This is a genomic window from Ruegeria sp. CF3 (assembly GCF_056537365.1).
This window is the reverse complement of record NZ_JBQFRK010000006.1, coordinates 104389-130504: the sequence shown is the minus strand read 5'-3', so window position 1 is coordinate 130504 and position 26116 is coordinate 104389. Positions and strand designations below refer to the sequence as shown.

The window sequence follows — 26116 nt, the reverse complement described above, 5'->3', positions numbered from 1 at the left end:
GTACTGAACGAGACTTCTGCTGCCTCTGTACCGTTGTCAGAGGCAGTCGAGATATACCTTACACAGAGGGGCCAAGGACGCCCCGTAACATTTCACAACGGTGCTGAGAGAGCGTGTGGTTATTCATAGCTTCCTAGTCTGATGCCCCTCTTCTTCATCAACACAGTGATTACATCCGCAATGGCGTTGTAAATTCGATGCCAGTTGTACGGCGCTAACCGTTACATACCTGCACCTACAGCTCGCATTGACCGAGAGCCTCGGGTGAGCGGCGATAGCAAAACAAAGGTGATCGCGCCTTCCGGCTTAGCGGGCAGATTTTTGCGGGAATCGACAATAAATGTTACGATAGCTTTGTTGGCAGGATCGCCGCTGGGTCTCTCCGGCCATCGCGCTTCGTTATTCTTTTTTTATTACAACAAGTTCTTTTTCTTTGCCGTTCGGCCGGGCGATCCGGGGCCTCTGGGCCAGCGTTTCAGATTGCTTTTGAACGGAGGCAGACATGCCCGAAACAGTATTTGAACGTGCGCCAGACGGCGCGATCATTGGACTTCAGCATCATGGCGACCCTCTTGGAGGGCGTTCTAAAGGAACCAGTGCGCTGGATGTGGCGCAGGCTTATGCCGCCGAAGTGGCGGGGCTTTACCGGATAAAGCCCGATTTTCTTGACAGGCTCGGCGAGAGTGTTTCAGGCAAGTATAATCGCGAGGAGGGCAGCAAGCTGCGGCTGGAAGAAGCCAAGGCAGTACAGTCCTTTCTGGTCTTCACATTTCGTCAGACACATCACGGCATCCCGGTCTGGGAGCGCGGTCTGACACTACGCATGGCCGGCCCAGACAATGTGGTCACCGGTTCGTCCTCAAGTGTTGCTGCCGATATCGAACTCAGCAACGCCCCTACTCCGCCTGCTGGCCGCGACAAACAAGCTGGCACGGTTCTGCGCGAAGCAGTGAAAGGGGCCAAGTTCACAAAATTTAAGGTTAATGACACCCGGGACTTTGTCTATCGCTACGACACAGAACATCGCCTGCCACACAAAGAACCAGGCGAGATCGAAGGGGCCGAGTTAACCCCGCTGCCAGAGATCGGTCGTGTACCAAAGGGCATCAAGGACGGCGAATGGCGTTTCGTAAGCCTTGTGCATTTTGGCTGCAAAATTCCCGACTACGGAGAGCTGAACTGGCGAGCATTGGTCGATTGGGAAACCGGCGCGGTGCTTTACATCCGGCCATTGGTGGGGTGTGTTTCGGGTTACGTCTTCACAGACGACCCGATATCACTTTCAGGAGATTCAGAGCTTGATCCGACGGCCCCGGTTGCGCTTTTGGATGCGCAACGCGAACTGGTGGCGCTGGAACGGTTGATATTACCGGGCGGTGGCGCACCGGTGGAACTAAGCGGCGAATTGGTGGCGGTACGGGATCTCGACACACCAAACATCGCCCCACCGACTGAAAACGCCGGTGCCGCATCGATCTTTGATTATCCCGCCGACAGCGACGATTTCGCGGCGGTCTGTGCGTACTACAACCATGATTTCCTGTATCGCTTCGTCCAGTCTTTGGGCTTCGATCTGCCCAGCTATTTCGACGGGGTGACCTTCCCAGTGGATGTTGATCACCGCTGGTTCAATCCCATTGCAGGACCGGTGAATGCTCAGGCGCCAGGCAATGCCATAGGCAATGGTGTACTACGCTTTCGTTATGCGCTTGCGGCAAATGGCTCCACAGTCGGCATGGCCACAGACTCGCGCGTATCGGCGCATGAGTTCGGGCACGCGGTGCTATGGGATCATCTCAATTGGCCCAATTTCGGCTTTTGTCATGGCTTTGGTGACGCGCTGGCGGCAATACTTTACGATCCTCAAGGTATTGCGCCGGATCGTTTCCGCACCTTCCCCTTCAGTAACCTGATCACCCGGCGATGGGATCGGTCGGTCGCCTCGGGTTGGGGCTGGGGTGGCACGATGGACGTGGGCGGATATCGGTCGACCGAGATCAATGCCACTACTTTGGGCCGAATCTATCGATCTCTCGGAGGTGATTCCACAGAACTGGACGACAGGCTGCATGCCAGCCGCTACACGATCTATCTGATCCTGCAGGCGGTGCCGCTTTTGGCTGGGATCGTGCCCAACACAGTCGAAGGTTTTTCCCGCGCCTTGCAGGAATCAGACGAGAACACTGCTCAATTCGACGGTGCAGCCGGAGGCTGGGCACACAAAGTGGTACGCTGGGGCTTTGAGAAACAGGCGCTCTACAACGGATCCCCGCCTGATGTTGACGTCTTCATTGATGACGGACGACAGGGTGAATACCCTTGGCACCAACCGGGCAACAATGCTCCCGGCATCTGGAATCGGCACCGTCCTGACGGCAGCACCGACCACGAGACTCCGCGCCGCTGCGTCGAGAATTATCTGTATGTCCGGATCGGCAATCGCGGCAACTACCCAGCCCAATCAGTGACTTTGTCATTAGCCCGCGCGACGGAAGGCAAGGGCACCACATGGCCGGATGACTGGGATCCGCTGATCGTAGGCGAACCCATCGGCCAGTCAGTGCATTGTGGCGACGAAGTGATCGTCGGCCCGATCCCATGGTGCCCCGAGGACCTGTGCGAGGAATACATTCTTGCCAGCGTGGATACGCCAGAAGACCGCAGCAATGTCGAGACGATCGCAGGCAGTCTGCCTGTCGATCGACTGGCACTTGGTGACAACAACGTCGCCCTTCGCCGAATGGAGGTGAACCGCGCCGAAGATGACACCCCTTGCTGCGAGGAGGAAGAACCGAAGATGACCTATCGTTACGCTGTCAAGTTCGTCTGCGGCTGTTCCAAGGGCCGCATTTTGTCCCAGGGCCGCTATCACACAGCAATCAACATCGGAAACGGCAGCGGAGATGCTGTGCGTTTTCGTAAACGGGTGTCGTCGGCCTTGCCAAACGAAAAACCGGGTAATGTCTCGGCCAGAACGAAGAACAAACTCGGTCCCTGGGAATCGATGGAGATCGATTGCGAAGATGTGGCACGACACCTGCGGGTGGCCGAATGCTGTTTCCTGAAAGGGTTTGTCTTTATCGACAGCGAAACACCGCTGGACGTGGTCGCGGTCTACACCGCCGCCCATGGTGAAGGCGAAGTGGAAACCATCGATGTCGAACCAGTCGTGCCTCGGCTGATCAAAAAGGTACCGCCCCCGCCACCGCCACCTCCGCCGCCGCCTCCACCCGAGGACAAACCGGACCTGATCCCGGTGCAGCCCTTCCCTCCCGGCCCGCCACCCTTCCCGGCTTGGTATTGTGAGGAGCCGCGCAAGTTGAGGATCATCGTGCGTAACATTGGTGCAGGGGCTGCCGGGCCTTCGACCACGCGGGTCGATTTCTTCCAGAGCGGCGTGGTGGTCGATCTGCCGACACCGGCACTGGGGCCAAACGGGGATGAGACCACACTATCGCTCGAATTCCCGGACGAGGTCAAAGGTGGCGAGCAGATCCCCTTCAAGATCACCGTCAATGCCAATCCGGCCGATGGTGTGACGGAGACAGACACCACCAACAACAGCGACTCTTCCTCCTGCGGCCTGGCCAGCTAAAGCAAACTGGGAGTGGCCCGGGCCATTATCGGCCCGGGCTGCGCGATCTAGAGGTGCCGGTCGCAAGGCTGAATCATGATCGTGATTGCGCTCTACATACGGGAGGGCAATTTGCTTCAACGACACCAAGGTGGGACCGCCCTGTCTGATCCCAAAGTCAGACCTCAAGCTGCGATTTAAGTATACTTTTCTACCGCTTCCCAAGGGGCGACAGGGTCGCCGCAGCCTAGTAACTATCTCTTTTCTGTTGCGCATCTTTGATAAGAGCAGCAAGCCGATAGAAACCGTGGGCCATCTTGGTGTAGGGCGTTAGCAGGAAGAATGTCAGGACCGATCCAAGATGAATAGCAAGCAACGCGGGCATCAAAGCCGTTGATCCGAAAGCGTAAAGAGCAAGTCCGCTAAAACCGACGAATCCCAGCAACAGGATGAAACCGATATCGCCGCCCCATGCCGAAGCATCACCGAGCTTGCGATCGGACCTTTGCTTGAGAATTGCCATGGCGCAGCAACCCACTGTCAACAACACACCGCCGGAGATTCCGAATAGTTTGGGCAAAGACCAGAACCCGTACGGCGCATGCATTCCAAAGCCATAATGCATAACCGTTGCAATCGAGGTCGACGCGAAGCAAAGCAGGAAGCCATACATGATCGCGTGGTGAATATGACGTCGCGCCTGACTGAACCGGTCTTCGTCTTCAAAATTACAGCCTTCACCATGACCTGCGGCAAGATCCTGCATTTTACCCGCTCGTTTTAAGGCGGCCAGCAGGTCCGCCATTTTGATGGGTTTTCCCCCCACCTCGGCCCAATAGCGCCTTAGGCTGATGGCAATGCTAAAGAGTGGCAGCAAGAATGCCGGAGCAAAAATCGCAACCATCGCATTATGCGACAGAACGGCATAAAACCCGTCCCCTCCGCTGGAACCTATCGCGCGAACTGCCCAGAACAACAGGGCAAATCCGACCACAAGTGCCAGCGCAATCGCCCCGCCATGGGTGTGAAATCGGCGCGCCAACGGCTGCGGCCATGCGAAGCTTTCCCAGCTGTCCCTCCGTACCTCGGCCAGAGCCTTCGGCAAATTCAGGTCGAACTCGTGCGGGGCTGTGTACTGGCAGGCGTAGTAGCAGCCGCGGCAGTTGTGGCACAGGTTGGCCAGTTGCGTGATGTCCCCATCCGAGAACGCGCGTTCCGCATGAAGCGACGGAAAGACCGAGCAATAGCCCTCGCAATAGCGGCAGGCGTTGCAAATTTCAGCCTGACGGCGGGCTTCCTGTATCAATTCAATTTGCATAAGCGGCGGCCTCACGTCCTGCGATGCGTCCAAAGACGGTTCCGATGGTCATGCCGAAACCGGCTAGATAACCTTGCCCAAGGATCGAGCCCGCCATGGTTTCGCCAGCCGCCCACATGTTTTTGATTTTGCCGTCGGCGCTCGAACATTGCGCGGCATCGTCGACTTTGAGGCCCAAATAGGTGAAGGTTACGCCCGTACGCAGCGAATAACCGTAAAATGGCGGCTCGGTGATCGGACGCGCCCAGTTGGTCTTGGGCGGGTTCAAGCCAGATGTTGAAACGCCGTCCAGCTCTGTCGGATGAAAGGCGCTGGTGTCTCCGCAGGCGGCGTTGAATTCAGCGATTGTTGCGGTCAACTTTTCGGCAGGCAGGCCCATCATCCCGGCCAGTTCTTCCAACGTATCTGCCTTCAGCGGTGGAAACACCGACGGCATGAACAGATTCAACGAATTGGCGTCGATGATCACATAGCCAACTTGATCTGGTTGGGCTGCCACCAAGCGCCCCCAGATTGCATAGCGCTTGGGCCAGACATCCTCGCCCTCATCGTAGAAGCGCTCGGCATCCTTGTTCACGACGATCGAAAACGGCACACAATCCAGACGGGTGACAATACCACCGTCAAATTTCGGTGCACGCCCATCGATAGCAACGGCGTGGCATTGGGTCGGGTCGCCAACACTCTCGACGCCTTGGTCCAGAAGATCAGCCAGGACCACGCCTCGGTTATAAGGAGTGCCTCGGATCAGAAAGTTTTTTGCAGGCTCACCCCATGCACGGGTCAGCCAATCCGTATCGGCCTGAAACCCGCCCGAGGCGACGATGACTGCCTTTGGCATTATCCGGTGGTTTTGACCTTCATAGGTATAGTCGACCCATTCGATCCGATCCCCGTTCAGCTCCAAATGCGTGACGGCGGCTTCATACAAAACATCGATACCCAAACCCGCCGCAGTTCGGTAATAAGCATTCACCAGAGACTTCCCGCCTCCCATAAAAAAGGCATTTGTCCGCGCCAAAGAAAGTGTTCCGGAAAGAGAGGGTTGAAACCTGACACCGTGCTCTTCCATCCATGGCAGGCATTCCTCGGAAGTGCGGATCGCGAGGCGGGCCAGATGCTCGTCAGTTTTGCCGCCGGTGACCTTCATCAAGTCCGCGAGATATTCGTCTTCGCTATACTCTTCGATCAACGGGCCCAAAGGGCCACCATGCATGCAGCGAAAATTGCGCGTATGGCGCGAGTTTCCTCCGCGATAGGGTTTTGGTGCGGTTTCCAGTATCAGAACGCGGGCACCGGCTTCGGCGGCGGTCATCGCGGCGCATAAAGCAGCGTTCCCGCCACCGATCACAGCGATATCGTAAGCTTCCATTTGGGTGGCCATATCCTGTCTACCTAGTGATTTTCGTCGGTTGTCCGATCGCGTTCCTGCAACGCCCGGATACGCATTCGTTGTGCGGCCTGAATATGCCCGCGCATTTCTGTCTCGGCCGCCGCGCCATCACGTGCCTTCAGCGCGGCCATAATACGCCGATGTTCAGCGACTGCCGCTTCGGCCCGATCTCCGTCCAACAATTGCGACGGCCCAAGGATCAGCAGCGCCTTCTGCAAGGACAACATGGATTTCGCGAGAAATCGGTTCTTGGCTGCATCCAAAAGCGTGGCGTGAAATATCCGGTTGATCCGAGCCGCGTCTGGACCTGTGCCAGCCTCTGCCAAACGATCATTCAAAACATCCAACTCGTCCAATTCGACATCCGACGCCGCACGCGCTGCTAGACGGGCCGCAGTGCCCTCGAGCACTGCGCGCATCTCATAGAGTTCCATCACCTCGGCGTAATCCAGACTGCGGACGGTCGCGCCCTGCCGCGGTACATGCGTGACCAGGCCGTCGGTCTCCAGCTGCCGGATCGCCTCGCGCACCGGTGTTCGGCTGACACCCAACCGTTCAGACAGCTCAATCTCGCGCAGGCGCTCGCCGGGCAGAAGGGTACCCTCGCGAATCTCATCCAACAGGCGTTGATACGCCGAATTGCCTTGCGGACCAGGCTGTAAGGGGTCGTCCTGAATGGTCATCGCGTGCTCACTTGTCTTCTTGCGTCCATTTGTATACATTTGGATACATAGTGAGTCAATATTGTCGGAAGCTGCACTTTGCCCACCCAGAACAATACACCTTCTCTCCTAGCGAAGCGGGCCCTAACACTGGGCTTGGCACTTCTTGGCACAGGGCTATTCTGGGCGTTGGATCTGCCATTGCCTTTTCTGTTCGGCCCGATGAGCGCGTGTCTGATCGCGGCTCTGGCTCATGCTCCAATGGAAGGCTTTGGTCAGGTCTCGATTGCGGCGCGCACCATACTCGGCGTGGCTGTAGGGGCTTCGATTACCCCAGCCCTATTTGCAGAACTGCCGAAGATGGCAGCGTCGATTGCACTGATCCCGTTCTTTATCCTGCTGATCGCGCTGGTCGGAGTGCCATTCTTCCGCAAGGTCTGGGGCTTTGATACCACGACCGCGTTTTACGCGGCCATGCCCGGCGGATTGCAGGATATGATAATCTTCGGGGCCGAGGCTGGCGCTAACCCGCGAACGCTGTCCCTAATCCACGGAACCCGCGTTCTGATTATTGTAACGCTGGCCCCTCTGTTTCTTACGGTGTTTTACGACGCCCAACTCACCAACCCAATCGGAGAGCCCGCGCGCAACCTGCCGATACATGAATTGGCGCTGATGGTTCTTGCTGCCTTTGTCGGCTGGAAAGGCGGTGAGCGGATCGGCTTGTTCGGGGCGTCGATTCTAGGGCCAATGATCCTGACGGCTGCGTTGTCACTGGGCGACTTCATTCACACCCGACCGCCTCGCGAGGCCATCCTTGCGGCTCAGTTCTTTATCGGCTGCGGAATCGGCGTGAAATTCGTAGGTGTCACATGGGTCGAACTACGCCGTGTGGTAGCGGCGGGCATCGCCTATGTCATTGTCCTCGCCGTTCTGGCGGCCGCTTTCACTGCCGTTGTCACCACCTTGGGGCTGGGCCAACCGGTCGAGGCATTTTTGGCCTTTGCCCCCGGCGGGCAGGCAGAAATGACAGTTCTGGCCATCGTCTCAGGCGCGGATCTGGGCTTTGTGATCACACATCATCTGACAAGGATCGTGTTGGTAATCATCGGTGCGCCGATAGCGGCCAACCTTATCCTGCGCTGGTCCAAACCTCGGGGTTGATCATGTGAACCGGAGCGCCTGCAGCGTAGGCGTTCACTTGATCGAAAATGTCCGAAAATTGCAGATCGAACTCATCCTCGGTCACAAAGCCGATATGCGGCGTCGCAATCAGATTTGGATGCGAAAGCAAGGGGTCTTTCGGATCATTGAGGGGTTCGGAATCGAAGACATCGATTGCGGCCTTCCCGGGATGGCCGGCATTCAGCGCCCCAAGCAATGCCCCTTTTGCAATAAGGCCAGCACGGGATGTATTCACAAACAGTGATCCCGGCTTCATGTGCGCGAAGTCCGACGCAGTAATGATGCCGTTTGTGCCTGGCTTCAGGCGAACATGGATCGAGACAACATCGCTGTTGGCAAAGAAAGCTTCGCGGTTCGCGGCGACCTGAACACCATCTGCCTGCGCCCGAACCCGACCTTCATCTGAGGACCACCAGACTACATTCATTCCAAATGCCTCGGCGTAGCCCGCGACAGCGCGTGCGATACGGCCATAGCCGTACAGTCCCAGCTGCCGCCCTCTCAGCGTCTTGCCAACTCCGGCCTGCCACCGCCCCGCTTTGACCGAGGCCATCTGCGCCGGTAAATCGCGCATCCCAGCCATGATCAGCGCCCAAGTGAGTTCGGCTGCAGCATACGAAGGCGTTCCACCATGCATGTTTGAACACAGCAGAACACCGTTGTCCGAGCATGCCTGCACATCAACGTGCGGATACACGCTGCGCTGACTTATCAATCTCAGGTTCGGCAGCTTTTCGATCAAGTCGCGGGTTACCTTGGTGCGTTCGCGAAACAGAACCAACGCCTCGGCCTCCTGCAACCGTGCCGCCAATTCATCGGTATCCTCGACATGATCTGTCCAGATCTTCACTTCGTGGTCGGATAGCTTTCCAAAACAAGGCAAGCCCTGCAGTGTATCAAACCAATCATCCAGAATGTGAACCTTCATCGACTTTCCACACCCTGCCCGGTGTTCAGTTTTCTTGGCGTCGGCACAAAATGCAGCGTATCGAGTGCTGCAAGCGCATTGCGGACCCGCTCGCTTTGATCCAGCAAATGGTTGAACTGCTCATCGCACCCGGCGATCGGTGTCGGGTATTCCGCAATGTCCCGCCGCAGGACCGACTGCGCCAGCCTTAGTTCCTGACGCGCAATATCGAGGCATTCAGAATAATTGTTCATCGTGGCACCTTCATATTGTATACCTTAGTATACATAACGGAGATCCCAGTTTCAACTGCCACTCCACACAGATCCGGGTATGTAAACATGCCCATCTGCAAGCTTTCGCGCAGTCCGCACCAGACCAGCAGAGTTTACGTTGAAGTCCCCGTCATTCGAGAAGTCCACCAGCACATCAATCTTCCCAGAAGCGTGTTCCAGCACAACTTCAGCCGGGCTTGCCTTAGGTCGGTTCAACAACCCATCAGCGACGGTTCCGGGCGTCAAAGCACAAGACGCCATGCACTGCGCACCCGTAACGGCCATTGTCGGGTGAGTTTTCCATGGCATGAAATACCGAACTGCAAGGGTTCCGCCCTCTTCGGCTGGTGCCAACAGCCCGAATTTGGGGGTTACCGATTTCGATACATCCCCCATACCCATCAGTTCCCCGGCTTCGATCCGAACTGCCTCCATCTGGGCAAAGAACGAGCGGTTGGCGTCCAGTTCTTCTGCGCTTTCATACCCAGTTAGTCCAAAATCGGTGGCGCGGGCCATAGCCATAGGCATGGCGACATCCATACAGGTCAGTTCGACCCCTTGCACCGTATCGCGCAGATTTCCGGTGGGCAGAAATGCACCCGTTGCCGAACCCACAACTCCCATAAAACTCAGTTGTACCGGTGCAGATTGCCCGGGAACTCCGGCAATCTCGGCATCGCCCTCATAGGCCAGTTCACCACCCGGGGTCTGCACTTTGGCAACCACTCGCGCACCCGTATTAACTGCGCGTATCCGGACCACGGTCTCATCGCCTTGAGGCTGAAACAAACCCATTTCAATTGCGGCCGGAGCGACGCCGGAAAGAATGTTTCCGCAAGTTGGCTTGAAGTCGACCAGCTTTTCCTCAACCGAAACCTGCGCGAAGAAATAATCGATATCGGCCCATTCATCATCGCTGACAGATAACATGGCTACCTTGGTCGTCACAGCAGTACCGCCACCGATTCCGTCAATGTTAAACGCCTGCCCGGCCCCTAGGGCAGCGACCAGCACATCAGCCAACGTGTCCATATCCACGGGCAGGTCAGAGCGACGAAAATAGGGCCCCCGCGAAGTGCCGCCACGCATGAAAATATACGGGATTGCTGTCTGGGTCATCTCGAACCCCTCCTCTACAAACCGTCAAAAACTGTTGTGTTTTCAGCTTTGTCCGACCTGCCTGCTTCGCAGACCGGACCTCAGTGGAGCATTCATTTCAGTGGCCATGGCAGGCTCACCATGTCTTGCAACAGTCCCGGTGGGAAATCCCGGTTCAGAGCGCCTGCCATGACGCACATGAAACCGATGCCGCAGGCTGTCAGGATCAGCGTCATCTGCCAGCTTGAACCGGCTCGAATGCGGAAGAAGGCAATCAGAAACCCGATCAGGGCTAGGATGAAACCAACAACCCACGTTGCCGCGATAAGACCTGCAAACCACGCCAACGTCGACCAAAGCCCATGCGGAGCGCTCGCATCTTCACCGGCAATTTCCTTATCGGCAAAGATTGCATCACCCTCGGGTCTCCGCATCATCTGGATCAGCAGGATCACGCAGCAGAACAAGGACACACTGCCGATCACCAACGGGATGATCTTGTCGGTCATGTTGTAGTCTGGGATCATGTTGGCGTTGATCAATGCCGCGATTAGGTAGGCCATGATCACCAGCAGGAAGATCAACGGCGCGCGCTTGCTGCCAGACTGGACTTCACCTTCGGCCATGATCATCTTAGCCTGCCGAATTCCTAAAATGACCGAAGCCACAGTGACCAAGATCAGAACAATCACGATCGGGCTGAAGACATACTCCATGCCCTCACCAAAGCTTTTGCGGAACCGGAATGAGGCAATCTGGAACGCCTGATTGGTAAACTTCTCAACCGGGTTCGACAGCACGAACCCAATAAGAAAGGCAGGGCGCGACCAATCGAACCGGCGCAGGAAGATCCCGATCAGGCCGATCACGAACAGCGCCAGAAGGTCTTCGAAGTTCTGACCGGACTGGAAGGCTGCAAAGCTGATCAGCATGAACAGGAAAGGTGCCAGATAGGTGAAGCGGATCGTTGTCAGCTTGGCGATGCCTCCGGAAGCCGCGATGCACAGGATGGTGCCCACGACGTTGGCAAGCGCCAAAAGCCAAACGATCGAATAGGTGATGTCGAGATTGTCCTTGAGCATGCTTGGACCGACCTCGATGTCACCAGATCCCAACAGAGCCACTGCACCGATGAAGATCGCCATCGAGCCCGAGCCGGGAATGCCGAACAGTAGCGTAGGCACCAGCCCGCCGCCTTCCTTGGCGTTGTTTGAGCTTTCCGGCCCGATGACGCCACGTACTTCGCCCTTGCCGAAGTTGCTTTTATCTTTGGTCGATTGAACCGAATGGCCGTAAGCGATCCAGTCGACGACCGAACCGCCTAGGCCGGGAATGACGCCAACGACCACCCCGATGATCGAGCAGCGAACAGACAGCCAGATATTCGCGGCCCAGTCTTTGACGCCGTCCAGCCAACCCGCCCCCAGCGAAGCCCCTTTGGCAATCGATCGATCCTGCCGCAGCAGCGAGACGATTTCGGGAACGGCAAAGATGCCCAATCCAACGATGACCAGCTTCAAACCATCTGTCAGATACGGAATGTCATAGGTTGCCATACGGAGCGAACCGCCAGCGTCCGCCTCACCAATTGTGCCAACCATCAACCCAAGCCCAGCAGCTGCGACGCCCTTTAAGGGGATGCGCCCAGCCAGAATGGCAACCATGGAAAGGCCGAGGATGGTGATCATCAGCATCTCTGGTAGACCAAACGCCAGAACGATGGGCCGCGCGACCAGAATGAACATTGTTAGGAAGGTTGCGCCGACCAAACCGCCAAACAGCGATGAAGCGAACGCGGCAGATAGTGCCCGCGCGGCCTCACCCTTCTTCGCCATTGGGAAGCCGTCTAGGACAGTTGCCTGAGAGGCGGAGCTGCCGGGGATCCCCATAAGAACAGAAGCAAAGGTGTCAGAGGTCGGAACAACGGCGACCATCCCGATCATCAGCGCCAAACCAAGGATTGGGTCCATCCCGAACATGAAAGGAAGCAACAAGGACAAACCGGCAATACCGCCAAGTCCCGGGAAAACACCTACGGCCAGTCCCATAACGACACCGAGAACAAGATACCCCAGTACGATAGGTTGCAGGATCAAACCCCACGCATCATTGAGCGCAGGAAGAGCGGTGGCGAAAACCTCCATAGCGGCCGCCTTTCATATACTGTCTTGTGTTTGAAAAAGCGCGCACCCGACATTGGAGTGCGCGCTGTGGTGTGTGGGCTTAGTTCAGCTCGACACCATAGGCTTCTTTGAGCCAGTTCAGAACGTAGCCTTTGGCATTGTCGTCGACGTTTGTCGCGGTTTGCAGCGCCGCCTTGGAACCGTCGCCCACAAATACCGGGTACTTACCGACGCGTTTGGACGAAATATCAGCAAAGTCGCCGCGCTCGGTCACAGCCTGAAACGCTGCGGTGTAGGCGTCGACCACTTCCTGTGGTGTATCACCAGGCAGAAAAGCCAACTTCTGAACCGGGAAACCTGCGACAAAGAACGCTTTCCAAGCGTCCCACGCCTCGCCACTGGTTTCACAACCATCCGTTGCCTCGCAAACCTCTTTGAAGGTTGGAATATCAGGGAAGGTCGGGTCGCGGACGATGTTTCCATCGGCATCCAGCGCCCCCCAGGTCATCATCGGCACAGCCTGACCGGCCTCAACCAGCGGGGCGGATCCACCCAAATAGCCGGATGAGGTCTGATAGTCGATGTTAGCTTCGCCACGTTCGAACATCAGACGACCATCGCCACGGCCTTTGATGCCAAAGACTGGCTCAACGTTCATACCCAGCATTTGCCATGCCAACAGCGGCACGAGATCCAGACGCGTTGCGCCCTGCGAGCCGTAGATGAAGTTCGTGTCTTTCAACGCATTTGCGGAGCCATCAAACTTGGCACCATCTTCTGCGTTCAGATAGGCGACACCACCCGTCCCGGACGCCATAACCGGGATCCAGTCGTTGTATTCATAACGCACGCGCGGATCGCTCAGCAGATAAGGGAATTGAGTTGAACCGGAAGTGCCGAACAACAAGGTTCCATCATCGTGGCTTTGTTCCTGGAACCAGTTTGCGCCTTTGGTCGAACCAGCACCCGGCATGAATTTCACGACCACGGTCGGTTGACCCGGAAGAGCTTCGGACAGAAGCGGCGCAAAGAAGTTGGCCCATTTCGCCGAACCACCCGTTTCCGAGAACGGGATGACCCATTCGATGGTCTTGCCCGAGAAATCAACCTCGGCAGCGGCAGGTGCAGCGATACCGGCGGCGGCGATCAGCCCCACGACGGCGCGACGGGTGAAGTTGGAAATGGTCATTGGTTCCTCCCTGTTGACCAGACAATCACGTCATCGCCCCCGGCGCTACCGTGATCGCAAATAGAACTGTGGGGTTGATTCCCCCTCCCATCTGGCAATCATGGAGCGCCAACCTTGCGCGAAACTTGCAGGAGACCCAATGCGGATCGTCATAGTCGAGGACAATGAGCCACTCGCCAATGCCATTGCTTATCGCCTTCGTGACCGAGGTCATGCGGCAGATATACTGACTGACGGAGATGCGGCTGACCTGTACCTTCAACAAGAAGGCGCGGATTTGATCGTTCTGGATATCAACCTACCCGGCCGGTCAGGGTTGGACATCCTGAGGTCGCTTCGCGAACGTGGTGACAGTGCGCCCGTGATCCTGCTAACAGCGCGCACCGAAACAAGCGACCGGGTGACCGGTTTGGATATGGGCGCAGATGACTATCTGGTAAAACCCTTCGAAATGGACGAGTTAGAAGCACGCGTCCGAGCACTTTCTCGGCGCAAAGAACTTGACTACGGAGCGCGGGAGAGCATCGGTAGCCTCGAATTCGACCGCGCATCGCGTCAGGTTAGTGTTCAGGGCCAAGTCATGGATATACCACGGCGGGAAATAGCGGTGCTTGAATGCCTGTTGGAGCGTCGGGGCAGAATTGTTCCTAAAAGCCAACTCACAGATTATGTCTATGGCGTTGGGGCCGATGTCGATGACTCAGCTGTTGAACCTCATGTTTCGCGGTTACGAAAACGCCTTCAGAATCTCGGCATTAAGATCAAGACAGCGCGCGGTCTGGGGTACCTTCTTGAGGTGCAGAAGTGATCAGGCACGGCTCCCTCAGGCTACGACTCTTCATTCTTATCCTGACACCCTTGGTATTGCTTGCGATCCTTCTTGGGCTTTGGCGCTTTATGATTGCCCAGGAAACGGCTCAGGAGCTGTTTGACGACAGCCTGCTATCTGCCGGTCTTGCAATTTCACGAGATGTTGCGATTTCAGGAGGTGACGCACTTTCGCCCACCACGCGCAGCTTGATCCGCGACGCGTCGGGCGGAGAGATCTTTTATCATGTTACGGGCCCGGGTGGCATCTACGTGACTGGCTATGCATACCCTCCGGCACCCGCGAACCCGTTTGCACAAGAGGCGAACAGGCCGCAGTTTTTCGAAGCACTCTATCGCGACGAGCCGGTGCGAGTTCTTAAGCTGACAGAACGTGTGACCATAGAAAATCTCATAGGAGATGCGACGGTCACAGTTTGGCAACGTATGGCGGATCGCAACGCGTTTGCAAATGAGCTGTCAATCCGCGCAGGAATTCTCATGGGAATCCTACTTGCCACTCTGGCATTTGTGGTATGGTTCGGAGTTGCTCGCGGGCTGCGGCCCCTCCTGGATTTACAGGACGCAATCGACCTGCGCTCACCAGATGACCTGAGTGAGATCAAACGCCCGGTACCGGTCGAGGTTCAAGGTGTCGTCAAAACCTTGAATCGACTCTTTGGACAGGTGGAAAAAAGTATCAATGCCCATCAGGTGTTCATATCCGAAGCGGCACATCAGCTACGTAACCCTGCGGCCGCCGTTCAGTCGATGGCCGAAGCGCTTCGAGATGCGAAAACCGATGAAGACCGCGATAAACGCATCATCGAGCTTGTCGCAGCGGCAAAGAACTCAGCAACAGTCGCTGAACAACTGCTATCACTTGAACGGCTCAGGCAACCGACGCACCAAGATCAAATGGTTGAAATTGATTTCCGCTCGGTTGTCGAAGAAGCCTGCGCAGAAATGGGAGTTCACATTCTTGCAAAAGGCATCGAGTTTGATGTCACGATGCCCGAGACGGCGGTCATAGTATCAGGTGATCAGGTGTTTCTAACTGAAGCTCTAAAGAACCTGTTAGACAATGCTGTTAAGCACGGTGGCGCTAAACTGAGCCGCATTTCAGTCGTCCTGCGTTCTGACGGCGGAAACGTTAGGCTTACTGTCGCTGATGACGGCGCTGGCCTTTCGCCCGACCAAAGCGAAACTGCATTTAGTCGGTTCTCCCAGTTGGAATATTCCGAAGGCAGTGGCCTGGGTTTGTCAATCGTCTCTGCGGTGGCGCAGCGCCACGACGGATCAGTCTTAATCAACCAAGTCGAAAGAGGAGCGAGCGTTACGCTTGAGCTTCCGATAATCCTTTGAATTGTTTCGTTTTTGACAAGTCCGACACCTATAAGGGTTGAATTGCTCCTCGACTAAATCCGGCGCTCGAGAGATTGAAACAGAGTCCCCGCAGGTCAAATAACTGTCGAAAATGATCAAACTAGCGGCCGATTAAGCATATCCCCGAATCTCACTTGAAATAGGTTTAAGTTTAACGGGAGAGGGCAGCATGACCGATTCAGAAACAATTTCCTTGGGCTATCACGTCGATCCATCACGCTCTAGCTCGTTACAGGCTGCGGCATACACACAGGACAAGTGGTTTGACGCAGACCTTCGCTCCATCCTCTCCAAAACTTGGCAATGGGTGTGTCATGTCGAGAAAACACGAGAGCCGGGGTCCTTTGTAACAGTGGATGTTGCCGGTCAACCTATTGCGGTTGTGCGCGACAAAGAGGGTAAGCTTCGCGCCTTTTACAACGTATGCAAACACCGTGCCCATGAACTGCTATCAGGCGAAGGCAATACCACACGGATTATGTGCCCCTATCATGCCTGGGTCTATAAGCTTGACGGGCAATTGGCGCGTGCGCCACATACTGAAAACCTCGAAGACTTCAACAAGGATGAGATTTGCCTCGACGAAGTGCAGGTCGAAGAGTTTTGCGGCTTTGTTTTTGTCAATTTGGATCCGACGGCTGCCTCTTTGTCAGAGCAATCCGGAAACCTGGAAACCGAGGTGCGCCATTGGGCACCGGATGTGGATCAACTCACTTTTGGCCACCGTCTGACCTACGACATCAAGTCGAATTGGAAGAACGTCGTGGACAATTTCCTTGAGTGCTATCATTGCCCTACGGCCCATAAGGATTTTTGTGACCTCGTGGATATGGATACCTACAAGGTTACAACCTACGGCATTTACTCCAGCCATATGGCTGACGCAGGCAACAGTCCAAATACCGCCTATGACGTTTCGAACGCCACGGTGAAAACTCACGCGGTTTGGTGGCTCTATCCAACCACTTGCCTAATGCGATATCCCGGACGGTCCAGCATGATCGTGTTGAACATCATCCCTGTTGGGCCAGATCGGACGCTTGAGACCTATGACTTCTTCCTTGAGACGCCGGAACCTGACGCGATGGAGCTGGATGCAATTCGCTATCTGGACGAGGTACTTCAGGTCGAAGATATCAGCCTCGTCGAAAGTGTGCAGCGCGGGATGAATACACCTGCGTTCACCCAAGGTCGGATCGTCAATGACCCGGACGGGTCCGGCAAGTCCGAGCACGCCGTTCATCACTTCCATGGCTTAGTCTTGGACGCTTACGCAAAAGGTGCCACGTGACGCGGCCAAACATCCTTTTGGTCATGGCGGACCAATTGGCTCCGCATTTCACAGGGGCGTACGGGCATAAGGTCGCCAAGACGCCACATCTTGACGCGTTGGCCGCGCGCGGCATGCGCTTTGATGCAGCTTACTGCAATTCCCCTCTTTGTGCGCCTTCACGGTTTTCCTTTATGTCGGGTCAGCACATCAGTCGCATCGCAGCTTACGACAATGCATCCGAGTTCAAGGCTTCGGTGCCGACATTTGCGCATTATCTGAAATCGCTGGGCTATCGTACTTGTTTGGCAGGCAAGATGCATTTTGTCGGACCGGATCAGATGCATGGGTTTGAGGATCGTGTGACAACCGACATCTATCCTGCTGATTTTGCGTGGACCCCGGATTGGGAGGCCCAGGACGAGCGGATCGACAAGTGGTATCACAACATGCAAACGGTGAAGGAAAGCGGCGTTGCCCACGCTACCTTCCAGATCGACTATGACGACGAAGTTGGCTTTGCCGCCAATCGCTGGCTCTTCGATGTTGCCCGAGACAAAGCACGTGGGAACGATGCGCCCTTTGCGATGGTGGTGAGCTTCATTCACCCGCATGATCCTTACGTTGCGCGGCCCGAATGGTGGAACCTGTATACGGATGATGAAATTGACTTGCCCGCGTTTGTGCCCGCGTTGGAGGATCAAGACCCCTTTTCACGACGTTTATTGGATGGGATCGAAGCGTCTTATGTGCCACTGACCGAGGAAGAAATCCTGCGCGCGCGCCATGCCTACCTGGCAAACGTCAGTTACTTCGACAGCAAAATCGGAGAGCTGGTTCAAACACTCGAAGAAACGGGCGAGTTGGACAGCACCATTGTGATTGTCACAGCCGACCATGGCGACATGCTGGGTGAACGTGGGCTGTGGTACAAAATGAACTTCTTCGAACACTCCGCACGCGTTCCACTGGTCATGGCCGGGCCAGGCATCTCAGTTGGGGCCGCTCAAAATGCAGTGTCACTGATCGATCTTTTGCCGACATTTATCGACATCGGCGGCGGTGATGAGACGATGATCGGAGAGCCGATCGACGGTCGTAGCCTTATGCCTTTGGCTCGGGGTGAAGAAGATTCAGTTGATGAGGCGATCGGAGAATATTGTGCCGAGATGACGGGCTATCCTGTGATCATGATCCGGCGCGGGCCCTTAAAATATATTCATTGTGATAGCGACCCACCGCAGCTCTATGACCTGGGTGCTGACCCGATGGAAACGAAGAATTTAGCTTCGGACCCAAGCTACTCCGACGCGAAAACTCGTTTTGCAGCCGAAGTCGCCGAACGGTGGGACGGCAGTGCTTTGCGAAAGAAGATAATCGCCACGCAAAAATCGCGCCGTGCATTACATGCCGCGATGAAGGCCGGTGCCAGCGAGCCTTGGGACTACAACCCGCCGTCCGATGCAAGTCAGCAGTATGTACGCAACAATATGGATTGGACAGTGGCTGCACGCCGCTACCGCTATCCGCCATTGAAGGATTGAAACCAATGATGCTGAACGGAAAAGTTGCTCTCGTGACTGGTGCCCGCGGTGGGATCGGGCGCGCGATTGTCGCTCGGTTTCTAAGAGAAGGCGCAACGGTATTTGCCGCTGACCTCACACCGGAAGGGTCGTTAGATCAACACGACGACGACGGCAGTCATTTTGTAAAGCTGGATGTGACTCAAGAAGCAGACTCGGTTGCGGCGATGGATCATGTGCGCGCCGCACACGGAAAGTTGGACATCCTAGTGAACGCGGCGGGGATCGAGATCGAAAAAACGGTTGAAGAGACCACGTTGGAGGAATGGAATCAAAGCTTTGCGGTTAATTCCACGGGCACGTTCCTGACCTCGAAATACGCCATCCCATTGCTGCGCGAAGCGGCGAAGACAGGGAATAGCGCAAGCCTTATCAATTTTGGCTCCTACGACGGGTTCATCGCAGACCCTGGGCTTGCGGCCTATTGCGCGACCAAGGGTGCAGTTCACGCTTTGACCCGCGCAATGGCTTGCGATCATGGCCCAGAAGGTATCCGGGTGAATGCCATCTGCCCTGGCTATATCGACACTCCAATGCTGCAGAGCTTCTTCAACGGCGATGGATCCGGCGGAGGAGGTGGCAACATTGAAACGCTGCAAAAGGCCGTGCGCGATGTTCATCCGATGCGGACCTACGGGACGCCCGAGGATATTGCAAATCTGGTCAACTGGCTTGCCTCGGACGAGGCGCGCTATGCCTCTGGCCAGTTGTGGGTTCTGGACGGGGGGCTGTCTGCACAAGTGCAGCAGATGAAGCTCTGATGCCCAAGCCAGTCATTATCACTTGCGCGCCGACCGGAGGCATCCATACGCCGTCAATGTCACCGCATCTGCCGATTACACCGGCCGAGATTGCGACGGCCAGTATTGAGGCGGCCCAGGCAGGGGCATCAATCATTCACCTGCACGCACGGCACCCGGAGACAGGAAAACCCGATCCCCGACCTGAGCTGTTCAAGCAGTTTCTACCCGTAATCAAGCAGTCCACCGATGTTGTGATGAATGTCTCGACCGGCGGCGGCTTGGGGATGTCGATGGATGAGCGGCTGCTGGCGGCGACATCTACCAGCCCAGAGATGGCATCGCTCAACATGGGATCCATGAACTTTGGTATCTTTCCGATGCTGCAGAAATACACCGAGTTTCAGCACGACTGGGAACGGCCATTTTTGGAGATGACGGAAGACTTTATCTTTCCCAACACTTTCAAAACAATTCGTTACGCCATCGAAAAACTTGGTGGAGATCACGGCACCAAGTTCGAGTTCGAATGCTATGATCTTGGACATCTCTACAACGTCAAATGGTTCGTGGATCAGGGCCTGATCAAACCGCCATTTTTCATTCAGATGGTATTTGGCATCTTGGGTGGCGTTGGCGCAGATGCCGACCATCTGACCCACATGCACAACACAGCCGATAAGCTGTTCGGAGCAGAGAATTACGAATGGTCGGTCCTTGCCGCTGGTCGTCACCAAATGCCATTTGCGACCCAAAGCGCCATGCGGGGCGGTAACCTGCGTGTCGGTCTCGAAGACAGCCTGTTCATCGGCAAGGGTGAGTTGGCAAAATCTAACGCGGAACAGGTCACGCGCATCCGATCAATCGTTGAAAACCTTGGCCTTACGGTCGCGACGCCAGCAGAAGCGCGCATGCGGCTCGCACTAAAAGGCGGCGATCAGGTTGGCTTCTGAGGAGACGCATATGCAGACGAACATGTTGATTAACGGCGAAATGGTTGAAGGCACCGGCGACGCCTTGAACATCCTGAACCCTGCAACAGGAGAGGTTATTGGTACCGCAAAAGAAGCCAGCGATGCACAGATCGAGGCGGCGGTGCGCGGCTCAGCAGAGGCATTTGAGACCTTTTCGGTTACGACCCCTGCAGAACGCGCTACAATCTTGCGTCAGATAGCTGATGTTATCGAGGCGAACAGCCATGAGTTGGCAGAACTTGAGAGCCTAGATGTGGGAAAACCCTGGCCATCGGCTCATGATGATGAAATGCCGCTGACGATTGATGTCTTTCGCTTTTTCGCCGGGGCTGCGCGCACCATGATGGGGTCTGCCTCTGGAGAGTATGTCGCGGGTCATACGTCGATGATCCGGCGCGACCCCATTGGCCCTGTCGCCGCCATCGCCCCTTGGAACTACCCGCTGATGATGGCGTCCTGGAAGATTGCTGCACCAATTGCGGCAGGATGTTCGGTGGTGTTGAAACCGTCCGAGATCACGCCGCTATCTACTCTGCGACTTGCAGAACTGTTACAAGATGTTCTGCCAAAAGGCGTGCTTAACGTGATCCATGGTCGCGGGCCCGGCGTGGGGAATGCCCTGATGAACAGCCCACAGATGGAAGGGATCAGTGTTACGGGTTCTCCGGCGACAGGCATGGCTGCAATGCGGGCTGCTTCCCAGAAAATTAAACACGTTCATCTGGAATTGGGCGGCAAGGCGCCAGTCATTGTCTTTGATGATGCTGATCTCGATGCTGTGGCCGAGACGATCCGATATGGCAGCTACTTCAATGCCGGTCAGGACTGCGCACAGCCTTGCCGCGTGATGGTTGCAGACAGAGTTTACGACAAACTTGTGGCCGCGATTGCCGATCAGGTTGGCCAGATCCAGATCGGTGCACCGAAAGCTCAAGGAACGGAAATGGGCCCGCTTGTCTCTGCGACACAGCGGGATCGTGTAGCGGGTTTTGTGGATCGCGCGCGCAGCAGCTCTGAAATCGTTTCCGGTGGGGTGTCTGGCGAAGAAGACGGCTTTTTCTACCAGCCGACAGTCATCGCCAATGTCGACAACACAGCAGAGATCGCCTGCAATGAGGTTTTTGGACCCGTTGTAACTGTCTCTCGGTTTTCTGAGGCAGAAGATGCGTTGAAGACCGCCAACAACGGACCTTACGGGTTGGCCTCATCGGTTTGGACACGAGATGTTGGGAGAGCAATGCAAATGACGTCCAAGTTGCGCTATGGATTCACCTGGGTAAACACGCATGGGGTTGCGACCCCCGAGATGCCATGGGCCGCGATGAAGGGCTCAGGCACGGGCAGCGATATGTCGGTCTATGCGCTGGATGCTTACACCGCAGTCCGTCACGTTATGGTGGCACACTGATGCGGTTAGCTGGGAAACGCGCCTTTGTTACCGGCGGCAAACAGGGCATTGGTCGCGGCATCGTTGAGGCCTTCGCAGCCGAAGGTGCGGCTGTCGCCACCTGCGGGCGCGGCCCTAAGCCAGATGATCTACCGGATCACGTAGCATGGTATACGCTGGATGTATCCAATCCCGAAGCGGTTGCACGTACTGCCCGAACAATCGGCCTGGTAGATATCCTGGTAAACAACGCCGGCGTTCAGGTCGAAAAAACAGTGACCGAAAGCTCAGACGCGGATTGGGATTTGGTGATGGGAGTAAACGCACGAGGCGTTTTTAACTGTTGCCGCGCCTTTGTTCCGAAAATGTCTCAGGGTGGTTCGATCATCAACATTGGTTCGATCTCGGGCAATGCCGCTGACCCGTCGATGGCGCTCTACAATGCTTCAAAAGCGTTTGTGCATGGGCTTACACGCTCTGTCGCGGTGGACCATGGACCTGCGGTGCGCTGCAATGCAATCTGCCCGGGATGGATTGAGACGGGCATGCTGGACGCAGCATTCGAACTCGCCCATGACCCGGAAAAGGCTAGATCAGACGCGCTGGCACGCCATGCGGTCAAACGCTTTGGTAAGCCCGCAGACATTGCTGCGATGGCTGTTTGGCTAGCTTCTGACGAGTCGTCTTTTGCGACTGGCCAACTGTTCACTGTGGACGGTGGTATGACTGCGGCATCCCCCCTGAATCCGGGACTGTTCTGATGTCGGAAATCGAAAGAACCGCCATTCTCGGAGCCGGTGTCATCGGGGCAAGCTGGGCAGCGCTGTTCCTCGCGTCGGGTCGCAGTGTGACTGTATTTGATCCCGATCCGAACGCTGAGGCATCCGTCCGTAAATACATTGAAAAGGCGTGGCCTGCGTTGGAAGAATTGGGCCAAGTTGGCCACGCCACCCGAGATGCGATCACCTTTGCACCGACCGCAGCTGAGGCCGTGCGAAACGCGCAGTTCATTCAGGAGAATGTGCCCGAGCGGTTGCCGATCAAACATTCCACCTATGCGGAAGTTGAGCCAGAGTTGGGTGCTGATGCAATAGTTTCAAGCTCAACATCCGGCTTAACACTCGAGGCTCTCCAACAGGGATGGCGCGATCCGAGTAAGCTCATCTTAGGTCATCCGTTCAACCCGCCACATCTCATTCCGCTGGTCGAGTTGACGGCGAACGACGCAACCGGTTCAGATGTTCTAAACCGAACAGAGACGTTCTACGAAGATCTGGGTAAAGTCACGATCCGGATCAAGAAGGGCATGCCCGGACACGTCGCAAACCGCTTACAAGCTGCAGTATGGCGCGAGGCCGTCCATATGGCGATTGAAGGCGTTGCGAGCGTCGAAGACATCGACAAAGCGATGTGGGCCGGCCCGGGATTGCGGTGGGCCGCGATGGGTCCGACGACGCTTTTCCACCTGGGTGCAGGCGACGGCGGTCTGCGGGCCTTCTGTGACCATTTCAAGGATACATTCAATGGCTGGTGGGACGACCTGGGCAACCCTCGTCTTGATGAGGATGTCATCAATAAACTGGTCGATGGCATTAACGATCAAACTCAAGGGCAAAGCACCGAAGAGTTATCAGCGCAACGCGACAAGATGCTTACGGCGATGCAAAAAGCTACCCAACACCTTCGGACTTAATATCAGGCTTGAACATTGGCCACGCGCGGAACTCGAATGGAGTACGGCCTTCAATACGGTCTGCAGTTGGTGTGAGGCCAAAACGGCTTCGATATGCCCGGCTGAAATGAACTTGCCCGTTAAATCCTGATGCTTCTGCAATCTCGCTGAATTTCAGCTCTGTTTGGGTTACTAGTCCACGCGCGCGATCAAGGCGTATGTCACGGTAGTACTCGATCGGCGACTTCTGGACATATTGCCGAAACAATCTGCTAAGTTGTCGTTGCGAAATCTTCAACCTCGCTGATATTTCAGGGATCGACAAAGTGGCTTCCAAATGTGCCTCCATCAAGTCGATCGCGTCCCTTACCACCCCAGAGGTGACATACCCCAGTGGCTCCACGTCTTTGGGGTTCTGTGATTGGCCCTCACCGCGTACATTGTGATGAAAAAGATATCGCGCAGATGCATTGGCGATACTCTCACCATCGACAGAGTGCACAAACCGCAAACCCAGATCAGTCGCTGCGGAACCCCCGCAACAAGTGAACATCTTTCCATCCATAACAATCATGTTCTCTGACACTGTGGTATCATGGGCCATTTCAGCAAAGGCATCGATGTGCTCATAGTGAACCGTCGCTGTCTTGCCGTTAAGCAGTCCAGCAGCCGCAAGAACAATCGCACCAGTATCCAAGCCGCCAACGATTGCTCCGCACGCCTCCCACTTCTGAAGGGCCACCTTAAACTGAGATGTTCCGTGACGTTCAGGTGACCAACTTGTACTCACCAGAACCAGCCAGGGCTTGCGCCCCGTCACGGCCGCCAATGGGGCAGTGTCAACGACTAGGCCGCTGCTAGACTCAACTGGTCCACCGAGGTCCGAGACATAGGTCCAAGAAAATCGAGCCGAACCTGTCAGGTAATTGGCTATTCTGAAAGGATCCACGAAAGACGTAGTCGCCGAAACATTGAAATGCGGACTCACCAGGACAACGATATCTAGCTTGCGATCAATTGGATGGATCATGGCCGATTCTGTAAAATGGAGTCCAAAATTGTCAATTGTGTTTCGCAGGAGTGCAAAAGTTACCAATTCACGGGCTCAGTGTCGTGATGCACACCATGACGGAATGCCTCAAATACATTGATGACGTGAAAGCGTTTGTTTGCACGCAACCCGCGTCCATCAATGTCATGTCAAAGGTATCGATGGACGCGATGGGGCTGGCTGCGTTTCATAACGTTCTGGGCGAAGAGATTGAAAAGATTAAAGGCTTGCCCTTGGACAAAATGACCCCTCATCTTCACGCCAAAAACGTTACCATGCCGACATACACTGTGCAGAACAAGGATGATGTCTGGACGATCCCCGAAGACGTTCAGACCACTTTTGACCTGAATCCGGGTGAAGAAAAGAAACTGCACTGGATCGAGGACGGCGATACGCGGCGCTTCATCGGCTACAACTTCTTCGGGGAACATCCCGAAACGATGATTGAGTTCTTCGACAAGCACATGGGATGACGGTAAAATTCCCGAGTGCACGATCAATTGATACGCGCTCCATCAATCGAAATGGCGGAGGTCACGGAATGACCTCCGCCTAATCTGTTTATCTGCCAAAGAATTCAGCAACAGCGTCCGTCGACGCCTTCACAGCATCTGGCTTGTAGTAGAAGTCCACGTGGCTGAATTCATCGAAAGCCAACTCCTCATGTTCATTCGTCAACTTCGCGACAAATTGGGTGGAGCACGGCGCTGTAAAGGCCGTGCTGCTGTAGATGGTTAGGGACGGCTGCACGATCTTATCGGCATAAGCCTCTCCAATGGAAATCAGAGACTGCATGCCCTGATCGCCGATATGCATGTTGGTATAGGTCGGAACCGCAACCGGGCCTTTGACTCCATCGCGTCCGTAGTAGTCATAGGATTCTCCGGCCATCGGGTTGACACCCGATCCAACAAATTCTTCTCGGGTTTGCTCATCATTTAGCCCAAATGGTTCGACATAATCCGGCTCGCCGGTTTCATACATCTTCTGCATCGAGGCGTTCGAGGCCGCGATTTGCTGATTGACCATATCGCGGTCGGTCCATTGAAAACCATCAGCCGCCATCATGCCCGACACCATGGCGATCTTCTTGATGCGATGATCGGTCACGGCGGCGGATGCGATGATCGAGCCGCCTTGGCAAACACCCAGACCGTAAATCTCGTCAACGAACGGCAGAGTGCCGAGGTAAGACACGGCGTCCCAGGTGTTTTCGATCAGCCGGAACATGTAGCGGGATTGCTTGTACTCTCCGGGCAGCGCAGGGGACGAGCCCATGCCGAGGTAATCGAAACCGAGGTAGATGAAACCCCGCGCGGCCATTTCCGGCCCGTAAGTAGCCGGGATCTGATCTTTGACCTGAGGGAACGGGCTGGCCCCCACGATGGCCTTGTAGGTCTTGGTCTCATCAAAGCCTTCGGGCAGGTAGAGATCGCCCGCCAAATCCACGCCAAAGGATTTGAAGGTGACTTCGTTTTTGCCCGCTGTGAGATTTTGAGTTGTCATGGTCTTGGTCCTT

The 26116-nt window shown here is 55.7% G+C and carries 22 protein-coding genes; 12 read left to right on the top strand and 10 right to left on the bottom strand.

Annotation, left to right across the window (positions count from 1 at the left end; translation table 11 throughout):
* The first annotated feature begins 502 nt into the window (after nucleotides 1-502).
* Complete coding sequence (locus tag ACR0KC_RS18250) at nucleotides 503-3595, top strand: hypothetical protein (protein ID WP_480772104.1); 3093 nt, start codon at nucleotides 503-505, stop codon at nucleotides 3593-3595.
* Between the two features lie 226 nt (nucleotides 3596-3821).
* Here the strand turns inward: ACR0KC_RS18250 and tcuB are convergent, their stop codons facing one another.
* From tcuB to ACR0KC_RS18235, 3 genes are read right to left on the bottom strand one after another with little or no spacing between them, the layout of a single operon-like run.
* On the bottom strand, nucleotides 3822-4892 hold the full coding sequence (gene tcuB, locus ACR0KC_RS18245; protein ID WP_480772103.1) for a tricarballylate utilization 4Fe-4S protein TcuB: 1071 nt from the start codon (nucleotides 4890-4892) through the stop codon (nucleotides 3822-3824).
* A complete protein-coding gene (tcuA, locus tag ACR0KC_RS18240; protein WP_480707351.1) occupies nucleotides 4882-6276 on the bottom strand; it encodes an FAD-dependent tricarballylate dehydrogenase TcuA in 1395 nt (464 codons plus the stop codon). Before tcuA ends, tcuB begins: the two co-directional genes overlap by 11 nt.
* Before the next feature lie 11 nt (nucleotides 6277-6287).
* Nucleotides 6288-6968, bottom strand: coding sequence for a GntR family transcriptional regulator (locus ACR0KC_RS18235; protein WP_170392730.1), 681 nt, complete (start codon nucleotides 6966-6968; stop codon nucleotides 6288-6290).
* A 78-nt stretch (nucleotides 6969-7046) separates the two neighbouring features.
* Here ACR0KC_RS18235 and ACR0KC_RS18230 point away from each other — a divergent pair, with 78 nt between their 5' ends.
* Nucleotides 7047-8111, top strand: a complete 1065-nt coding sequence (locus tag ACR0KC_RS18230) for an AbrB family transcriptional regulator (protein WP_480707350.1) — start codon at nucleotides 7047-7049, stop codon at nucleotides 8109-8111.
* Here ACR0KC_RS18230 and ACR0KC_RS18225 read toward each other — a convergent pair.
* From ACR0KC_RS18225 to ACR0KC_RS18205, 5 genes are all read right to left on the bottom strand, one after another.
* A complete protein-coding gene (locus ACR0KC_RS18225) occupies nucleotides 8080-9060 on the bottom strand; it encodes a D-2-hydroxyacid dehydrogenase family protein (protein WP_170392732.1) in 981 nt (326 codons plus the stop codon). The two genes, ACR0KC_RS18230 and ACR0KC_RS18225, sit on opposite strands and share 32 nt — an antisense overlap.
* Nucleotides 9057-9293: a hypothetical protein gene (locus ACR0KC_RS18220; RefSeq protein WP_170391780.1), complete on the bottom strand. Its 237-nt coding sequence runs from the start codon at nucleotides 9291-9293 to the stop codon at nucleotides 9057-9059. The genes ACR0KC_RS18225 and ACR0KC_RS18220 overlap by 4 nt, the downstream gene beginning before the upstream one ends.
* A 51-nt stretch (nucleotides 9294-9344) precedes the next feature.
* The gene (locus tag ACR0KC_RS18215; RefSeq protein WP_170565300.1) at nucleotides 9345-10433 is read right to left on the bottom strand and encodes a 4-oxalomesaconate tautomerase; all 1089 of its coding nucleotides are present in this window, start codon (nucleotides 10431-10433) and stop codon (nucleotides 9345-9347) included.
* Between the two features lie 92 nt (nucleotides 10434-10525).
* Nucleotides 10526-12556 (bottom strand): tripartite tricarboxylate transporter permease, encoded by a 2031-nt coding sequence (locus tag ACR0KC_RS18210; protein ID WP_170565303.1) that lies wholly within the window; start codon nucleotides 12554-12556, stop codon nucleotides 10526-10528.
* Nucleotides 12557-12635: 79 nt separating this feature from the next.
* Nucleotides 12636-13724: a type 2 periplasmic-binding domain-containing protein gene (locus ACR0KC_RS18205; RefSeq protein ID WP_170402506.1), complete on the bottom strand. Its 1089-nt coding sequence runs from the start codon at nucleotides 13722-13724 to the stop codon at nucleotides 12636-12638.
* Between the two features lie 139 nt (nucleotides 13725-13863).
* Here ACR0KC_RS18205 and ACR0KC_RS18200 point away from each other — a divergent pair, with 139 nt between their 5' ends.
* From ACR0KC_RS18200 to ACR0KC_RS18160, 9 genes are all read left to right on the top strand, one after another.
* The gene (locus ACR0KC_RS18200) at nucleotides 13864-14532 is read left to right on the top strand and encodes a response regulator transcription factor (RefSeq protein ID WP_480567518.1); all 669 of its coding nucleotides are present in this window, start codon (nucleotides 13864-13866) and stop codon (nucleotides 14530-14532) included.
* On the top strand, nucleotides 14529-15896 hold the full coding sequence (locus tag ACR0KC_RS18195; protein WP_480707349.1) for a sensor histidine kinase: 1368 nt from the start codon (nucleotides 14529-14531) through the stop codon (nucleotides 15894-15896). The genes ACR0KC_RS18200 and ACR0KC_RS18195 overlap by 4 nt, the downstream gene beginning before the upstream one ends.
* A gap of 190 nt (nucleotides 15897-16086) precedes the next feature.
* Nucleotides 16087-17208, top strand: coding sequence for a ring-hydroxylating oxygenase subunit alpha (locus ACR0KC_RS18190; RefSeq protein ID WP_170636277.1), 1122 nt, complete (start codon nucleotides 16087-16089; stop codon nucleotides 17206-17208).
* Nucleotides 17205-18731, top strand: coding sequence for a choline-sulfatase (gene betC, locus ACR0KC_RS18185; RefSeq protein WP_480772102.1), 1527 nt, complete (start codon nucleotides 17205-17207; stop codon nucleotides 18729-18731). Before ACR0KC_RS18190 ends, betC begins: the two co-directional genes overlap by 4 nt.
* 5 nt (nucleotides 18732-18736) lie before the next feature.
* Nucleotides 18737-19531: an SDR family NAD(P)-dependent oxidoreductase gene (locus tag ACR0KC_RS18180; RefSeq protein ID WP_480772101.1), complete on the top strand. Its 795-nt coding sequence runs from the start codon at nucleotides 18737-18739 to the stop codon at nucleotides 19529-19531.
* On the top strand, nucleotides 19531-20463 hold the full coding sequence (gene kce, locus ACR0KC_RS18175) for a 3,5-dioxohexanoate:acetyl-CoA acetone transferase (protein ID WP_170395496.1): 933 nt from the start codon (nucleotides 19531-19533) through the stop codon (nucleotides 20461-20463). Before ACR0KC_RS18180 ends, kce begins: the two co-directional genes overlap by 1 nt.
* 10 nt (nucleotides 20464-20473) lie before the next feature.
* Nucleotides 20474-21892 carry an aminobutyraldehyde dehydrogenase gene (locus tag ACR0KC_RS18170; protein ID WP_480707346.1) on the top strand — a complete coding sequence of 473 codons (1419 nt, stop codon included), beginning with the start codon at nucleotides 20474-20476 and terminating at the stop codon, nucleotides 21890-21892.
* Complete coding sequence (locus ACR0KC_RS18165; RefSeq protein WP_480707345.1) at nucleotides 21892-22632, top strand: SDR family NAD(P)-dependent oxidoreductase; 741 nt, start codon at nucleotides 21892-21894, stop codon at nucleotides 22630-22632. The genes ACR0KC_RS18170 and ACR0KC_RS18165 overlap by 1 nt, the downstream gene beginning before the upstream one ends.
* Complete coding sequence (locus tag ACR0KC_RS18160; protein WP_480615304.1) at nucleotides 22632-23564, top strand: 3-hydroxyacyl-CoA dehydrogenase NAD-binding domain-containing protein; 933 nt, start codon at nucleotides 22632-22634, stop codon at nucleotides 23562-23564. Before ACR0KC_RS18165 ends, ACR0KC_RS18160 begins: the two co-directional genes overlap by 1 nt.
* Here ACR0KC_RS18160 and ACR0KC_RS18155 read toward each other — a convergent pair.
* Nucleotides 23542-24573: a GlxA family transcriptional regulator gene (locus tag ACR0KC_RS18155; protein ID WP_480791449.1), complete on the bottom strand. Its 1032-nt coding sequence runs from the start codon at nucleotides 24571-24573 to the stop codon at nucleotides 23542-23544. The two genes, ACR0KC_RS18160 and ACR0KC_RS18155, sit on opposite strands and share 23 nt — an antisense overlap.
* 95 nt (nucleotides 24574-24668) lie before the next feature.
* Between ACR0KC_RS18155 and ACR0KC_RS18150 the strand changes: the two genes are divergently transcribed.
* Nucleotides 24669-25070 carry an alpha/beta hydrolase gene (locus ACR0KC_RS18150; protein WP_480772098.1) on the top strand — a complete coding sequence of 134 codons (402 nt, stop codon included), beginning with the start codon at nucleotides 24669-24671 and terminating at the stop codon, nucleotides 25068-25070.
* 88 nt (nucleotides 25071-25158) lie between these two features.
* Here ACR0KC_RS18150 and ACR0KC_RS18145 read toward each other — a convergent pair whose 3' ends face one another.
* Nucleotides 25159-26103 (bottom strand): alpha/beta hydrolase, encoded by a 945-nt coding sequence (locus tag ACR0KC_RS18145; protein ID WP_480707342.1) that lies wholly within the window; start codon nucleotides 26101-26103, stop codon nucleotides 25159-25161.
* Nucleotides 26104-26116 lie beyond the last annotated feature (13 nt).

Excerpts from the sequence above, each read along its gene's own strand:
- ACR0KC_RS18215 (WP_170565300.1), bottom strand. The coding sequence starts at position 10,433 with ATGACCCAGACAGCAATCCCGTATATTTTCATGCGTGGCGGCACTTCG.
- kce (WP_170395496.1), top strand. The coding sequence starts at position 19,531 with ATGCCCAAGCCAGTCATTATCACTTGCGCGCCGACCGGAGGCATCCAT.
- ACR0KC_RS18150 (WP_480772098.1), top strand. The coding sequence starts at position 24,669 with ATGACGGAATGCCTCAAATACATTGATGACGTGAAAGCGTTTGTTTGC.
- ACR0KC_RS18145 (WP_480707342.1), bottom strand. The coding sequence starts at position 26,103 with ATGACAACTCAAAATCTCACAGCGGGCAAAAACGAAGTCACCTTCAAA.
- ACR0KC_RS18160 (WP_480615304.1), top strand. The coding sequence starts at position 22,632 with ATGTCGGAAATCGAAAGAACCGCCATTCTCGGAGCCGGTGTCATCGGG.
- ACR0KC_RS18210 (WP_170565303.1), bottom strand. The coding sequence starts at position 12,556 with ATGGAGGTTTTCGCCACCGCTCTTCCTGCGCTCAATGATGCGTGGGGT.
- ACR0KC_RS18170 (WP_480707346.1), top strand. The coding sequence starts at position 20,474 with ATGCAGACGAACATGTTGATTAACGGCGAAATGGTTGAAGGCACCGGC.
- ACR0KC_RS18155 (WP_480791449.1), bottom strand. The coding sequence starts at position 24,573 with ATGATCCATCCAATTGATCGCAAGCTAGATATCGTTGTCCTGGTGAGT.
- ACR0KC_RS18225 (WP_170392732.1), bottom strand. The coding sequence starts at position 9,060 with ATGAAGGTTCACATTCTGGATGATTGGTTTGATACACTGCAGGGCTTG.
- ACR0KC_RS18235 (WP_170392730.1), bottom strand. The coding sequence starts at position 6,968 with ATGACCATTCAGGACGACCCCTTACAGCCTGGTCCGCAAGGCAATTCG.
- ACR0KC_RS18250 (WP_480772104.1), top strand. The coding sequence starts at position 503 with ATGCCCGAAACAGTATTTGAACGTGCGCCAGACGGCGCGATCATTGGA.
- tcuB (WP_480772103.1), bottom strand. The coding sequence starts at position 4,892 with ATGCAAATTGAATTGATACAGGAAGCCCGCCGTCAGGCTGAAATTTGC.
- tcuA (WP_480707351.1), bottom strand. The coding sequence starts at position 6,276 with ATGGCCACCCAAATGGAAGCTTACGATATCGCTGTGATCGGTGGCGGG.
- ACR0KC_RS18180 (WP_480772101.1), top strand. The coding sequence starts at position 18,737 with ATGATGCTGAACGGAAAAGTTGCTCTCGTGACTGGTGCCCGCGGTGGG.
- ACR0KC_RS18205 (WP_170402506.1), bottom strand. The coding sequence starts at position 13,724 with ATGACCATTTCCAACTTCACCCGTCGCGCCGTCGTGGGGCTGATCGCC.
- ACR0KC_RS18200 (WP_480567518.1), top strand. The coding sequence starts at position 13,864 with ATGCGGATCGTCATAGTCGAGGACAATGAGCCACTCGCCAATGCCATT.
- ACR0KC_RS18165 (WP_480707345.1), top strand. The coding sequence starts at position 21,892 with ATGCGGTTAGCTGGGAAACGCGCCTTTGTTACCGGCGGCAAACAGGGC.
- ACR0KC_RS18220 (WP_170391780.1), bottom strand. The coding sequence starts at position 9,293 with ATGAACAATTATTCTGAATGCCTCGATATTGCGCGTCAGGAACTAAGG.
- ACR0KC_RS18190 (WP_170636277.1), top strand. The coding sequence starts at position 16,087 with ATGACCGATTCAGAAACAATTTCCTTGGGCTATCACGTCGATCCATCA.